This is a genomic window from Methylobacterium sp. WL12, assembly GCF_008039475.1.
Taxonomy (GTDB): domain Bacteria; phylum Pseudomonadota; class Alphaproteobacteria; order Rhizobiales; family Beijerinckiaceae; genus Methylobacterium; species Methylobacterium cerastii.
Genome location: NZ_VRUW01000162.1, coordinates 1 through 4,437, shown reverse-complemented (window position 1 = coordinate 4,437; position 4,437 = coordinate 1). Strand labels below are relative to the sequence as shown.

The window sequence follows — 4,437 nt, the reverse complement described above, 5'->3', positions numbered from 1 at the left end:
CAATAGAGGTTTCACAACTCTGCGTGTCGACCTTGTGGTAAAATCTGACGGACGGTACCCACGCTCTGGGTCTGCTCTGGCCCGGACTGGATCGACAACAACCCTCACGCCATGGGGCGAGCGTCCTGTACATCGCTAAGCGCCCCTTTTAGCACCGACCGTCCCTTCTCGTCATAGATCTCGTCGTGCCACACTGACCAGTCGATCTGTTGGTCGCTACGCATGAGATCTTGGGCGACCCGCTCGGTGTATAGACGCATCAGCGCTACTTATACCGAACCTCGGTGAGCCCGGCTCATCAAGGTTCGGCCCCCGCGACTGCGGGGCGGCGGGAGTCCGCCGGACCTCATGGGTTCTGACCCATGAGACTTGGTATTACGGCAGGGGATTACCCCTCAGATTGTGGACAATCTTCAGGCAGCCCCCCGCTCCTCGGGTTTGAGGACCGCCCTGGCGAGAGCGTTTACCATCGAGCGTTCGAGCTTGTCACCCATGCTGTAGAGGATACCGAAGGCGTCCTCGGGGCTCTTGGCGTCCTTGTACGGGCGCTTTTCGATGAGGGCCGCGTAGATGTCACAGATCGTCATGAGACGTACGGGATCGGCTATCCCGTCGCCGCGTAGCCGGTCGGGATAGCCGGTGCCGTCGAGCATCTCATGGTGGTGGAGGGCCGTGTTGAGCGTGAGTTCGTCCGTCACGCCGCCGCGGACAAGGATGTCATGGCCGATCTTGGCATGGGTACGCATCACGGCCCATTCGCCGTCGTCGAGCTTGCCTGGCTTGTTCAGGATCTTCAGCGGGATGCGCCCCTTACCGAGGTCGTGCATCAGTGCGGCGCGAATAAAGCGCTGCTGGTCGGCCTTCGGGAAGTGCAGGTTCATTGCCACGGCGGCGGCCAGTCCCGCGACCTGGAGGGAATGCTGGTAGGTGGTGTCGTCGTGGACCCAGACGCTGTCGAGCCAGCGTGCGAGGCCGCCATGCCGAATGGCGTTGATGACGGGATCGACGCCCGCATCGACGGTCGGCAGGTCGATGGCGCCGCCCGCATCGACGACTTTCAGGATGGCGCCCACCGCCAAGCCGGACTTGGCGAGCCCGCGGTTGACGATCCGATCGACGATGCTTTGATCGGGATGGGTTGTGTTCACGACCGCCGCCGCGAGTTTGCGCGGCGGCGTTGCCGCCGAGAGGCAGATCTTGGCGCCGACGGCCTTGGCGCGCATGAAGTTATTCTCGCCTTCGCTGCCGTCGACCTTGCGCAGCATGCTCATGAGCGGCGCCTCGCGCATGGCCTTGTTGCGCAGGATTTGACGTAGGGACTTGACTGAGGCCTCACGATTGAAGGCGATGTCCGTAACAACGCCCTTGCAGACGTCCCCGGAGAGGTCGCCGTGATCCTGGTTGTAGAAATCCGGCCCTGTCACGCGGACGTCCATGGCGATCCCAAGGGCCTCGGCCACTGCCTCGCCACGGTCTAGTCGGTCCGTCACGAGCAGGATGTAGCCTTCCTTCGTCTCGATCACCGGTTGCCCCATCACAGCACCACATGTTCGTTGAAAGTGATCGGGCTGAAGGGGAGTTTGAACTGAACGGCGATCCCATCCGCGGTTTGTCGTACAACCGTAGCGAACCGCTTTCCCACCGTGACGGCCGACCCAAGATCAGGGCGTTCGCTCGTAGCGAGTGCTGCGCCAGACATCGAAAGATCAAGGATTTCAGCAACAATCGTCTGGCTGTTCGGAAGCCTTACGTTGACAGCCCTCTGAGCCGGTACGATCCGAGGATTACTTCGCTGGTCGGTCGTGTCGCCGGCACGGGCACGGAGCCACGTCAGTCGATCCTCAATCCTGGTCTGACGCTCTCCACTCGCTTCGACAAGCATAGTGAACCCGGCGGGGCTCACCTCACCAATTAGCCCGGGCACGATCCCGATTGCGTCAAGGTAGCAAGTCGCCTTCATGCCACGCCGAACTGGAAACATTCCGCCGCGTCTTATTATTTCGAAGACTGAGCTTGGTGAGATCCGGGCAACACAGAGTGCTTCAATGCCGTTCTCTAAAAGAAATCTTCCTTGAGTCTCAATCATTTAGGCTACAACACACAACTATATTGCTATTTGCTCCCTATATAGCAGGCTATAGGTTTACAAACTATCTCAGGTTGAGAAAAATGCAAAATTCGCTTGGAGGCCAACCTTACCGCGGTCGGCTTCATAGGACGCTGGCCACGCCGAAGCCGAAGAGCGGCGGCTATCGCACCGGGCGGACCGGATCGGGATCGTGGATGGTGGCGTAGAATGCCCTCAATGCGCTCTGGCTGTAACCAAGCGTCCGCAGCGGTTATCCAGCTTTGGCTCTGCGAAACCCCTCAGCCTCCAGTGCCATCAGGGCCTTGCCCTTCTTGAACGCGATGTGAGTCTTTTTCTCGCTCAGCAGCTGCTGGATCTCTAGAATTTGCGGAGCGACGCTTGGCATGGTCTGCAAGATCTGAACAGCAAGCCGCGAGAGTTCGTTTAGCTCTTCAAAGGGATTTTCCTTCAGCACAATCTGCTGAAGCGCAAGGACTATCTTGGAGCAAGGCGATACGGCATCGCTCTCGCTGATCATCTCGCTTTCGCGTAGGATGCGGCAGTGATTTTTTAGAACCAAGCTAGCACTCGAACCCGCGTTACAGATCTCCGCTCCATTGATATAAACGGTTTCACCTGGTTTGATCGTTAGCTTTAATGCCACTGTTCGAACTCGTTCTGAGTTAGGCGCCGGCAGATCTGAGCGCAGCCATTTGCTCAAGTCCGTGCGGCACGAAAATTAACAATGAGTAAACTATGTGATCACCGCTTATGGCTTGGTGCAGATTTGGCACATTAATTTAATCGGAGATTAGGGGGTGGAGGCCCTAGGTGGCGTGCCTTCGAAATTAGAGGGCTTTTCGATCCAAAGGATCATCTTATGTCTTCCAGCATCACTCTTTCGGCCGCAACCCGCCAGAACCTGCTTTCGCTGCAGGATACCTCTGCGCTGACCTCAACGACCCAAAACCGTCTGTCAACGGGCAAGAAAGTGAACTCGGCTCTTGATAGCCCGGTCAATTTCTTCACCTCGCAGTCATTGAGCGCTCGCTCAAACGATTTGGGTGGCCTGCTTGATGGTATCTCAAACGGTATCCAAACTATCCAGGCAGCCAACCAGGGTATTACTTCGATCCAGAAGCTCGTCGACCAGGCGAAATCTGTGACGAGCCAGGCGTTGGCGACCCAGGTGACTACGTCCGGATCGGCCACTACTGCTTATGCCGCGGGTGCAACGAGTATCAATCTGATCAAGAACGGCACCGCTGTCCCAGTTACCCTTGGCGCTACCGATGATATTGATACTGCGATTGGTAAGCTAAATGCCGCAATTGGCGCTGGAAGTTTCAGCAAGTCTACAGATGGCAAAAATCTCGTCCTAAACGCAAAAGCGGACATTGAGTTCAAGACGGCAACCGACCAGACGGCACTGGGTTTTGCTGCACCGGCATCCGGCGCGACTGCTCCCAGCTATGGAACCGCAGTCCCAGCCGTTGCCCAGAGCGCTGACCTCACTGTCTTAGGTGTCAGCACGCGCAAGGAACTCGCTGCTCAGTACAACGACCTTCGGACTCAGATTGATCAGCTCGCCAAGGACGCGAGCTTCAACGGTGTCAATCTTCTTACTGGCACAGACTCTAAACTCTCGATCAATTTCAATGAGAACGGTTCGTCAAGCCTGAACGTAAAGGGCGTTGACGCTACGTCAACAGGTATTGGAATTGCTGCTATTAAGCAGGCCACAGATGCTGATAACTTCCTGCTCGACAGCGACATCAAGTCAAATGTCAATTTGCTGAAGTCGGCTAGTGATAGTCTGCGTGCGAAATCATCCACCTTCGGCTCTAACCTCTCGGTGGTGCAGAATCGTCAGGATTTTTCGAAGAATCTGATTAATGTCCTCGACACCGGTTCGGCCAATCTGACGAATGCGGACCTTAACGAGGAAGCCGCTAACTCGCAGGCCCTGTCGACCCGTCAGTCGCTGGGTATCTCTGCGCTCTCGCTCGCTAACCAGGCGCAGCAGGGTATCCTGCAGCTCCTCCGCTAAGCGGACTAGCTTCAACGACTAGACGGCGGCCGGGGGAAACCCCGGCCGTTTTTGTTTGTGCTGATGCTTATAAGAAACCGCTCCCCGAGTGTCCCTTGAACGCATTCGCCGGCTCAACAGGCTTCCCGCGTCGCTTGCGCTTGATCGGCTCCAGCGGCCCCGTGATCGGGTCATGGCAGCCGCGCCGACCATCTAGAGCGGCATCCGATCAGGTTGGATCATAAGCGTCGTATCCCGCGGCGGCGAGGTAGTTCCGGCATTCGTCTGGTTTGAAGGCGGCGAAGGCGTTTCGGATGGCATCCCAGAGGTCGGCAACGGT

General features: G+C 57.3%; 4 protein-coding genes and 1 pseudogene. 1 reads left to right on the top strand and 4 read right to left on the bottom strand.

Annotation, left to right across the window (positions count from 1 at the left end):
• Window positions 1-413: 413 nt before the first annotated feature.
• From FV226_RS26870 to FV226_RS26860, 3 genes are all read right to left on the bottom strand, one after another.
• Entirely contained in the window at window positions 414-1,523 is a 1,110-nt protein-coding gene (locus FV226_RS26870) for an HD domain-containing phosphohydrolase (protein ID WP_147765326.1), read from the bottom strand.
• An 11-nt stretch (window positions 1,524-1,534) separates the two neighbouring features.
• On the bottom strand, window positions 1,535-1,882 hold the full coding sequence (locus FV226_RS28825; RefSeq protein WP_246691749.1) for a PilZ domain-containing protein: 348 nt from the start codon (window positions 1,880-1,882) through the stop codon (window positions 1,535-1,537).
• Window positions 1,883-2,339: 457 nt separating this feature from the next.
• The gene (locus FV226_RS26860; RefSeq protein WP_246691748.1) at window positions 2,340-2,732 is read right to left on the bottom strand and encodes a flagellar biosynthesis repressor FlbT; all 393 of its coding nucleotides are present in this window, start codon (window positions 2,730-2,732) and stop codon (window positions 2,340-2,342) included.
• Window positions 2,733-2,948: 216 nt separating this feature from the next.
• On the opposite strand from FV226_RS26860, the gene FV226_RS26855 reads away from it, so the two are divergent.
• On the top strand, window positions 2,949-4,118 hold the full coding sequence (locus FV226_RS26855; RefSeq protein ID WP_147765323.1) for a flagellin: 1,170 nt from the start codon (window positions 2,949-2,951) through the stop codon (window positions 4,116-4,118).
• A gap of 208 nt (window positions 4,119-4,326) precedes the next feature.
• Here the strand turns inward: FV226_RS26855 and FV226_RS26850 are convergent.
• Window positions 4,327-4,437 (bottom strand): annotated as a pseudogene (locus FV226_RS26850) (IS630 family transposase); the annotation flags it as partial.

What these genes read in the sequence shown, in the direction of transcription:
- FV226_RS28825 (WP_246691749.1), bottom strand. Translation starts at nt 1,882, where the DNA reads ATGCTTGTCGAAGCGAGTGGAGAGCGTCAGACCAGGATTGAGGATCGA.
- FV226_RS26855 (WP_147765323.1), top strand. Translation starts at nt 2,949, where the DNA reads ATGTCTTCCAGCATCACTCTTTCGGCCGCAACCCGCCAGAACCTGCTT.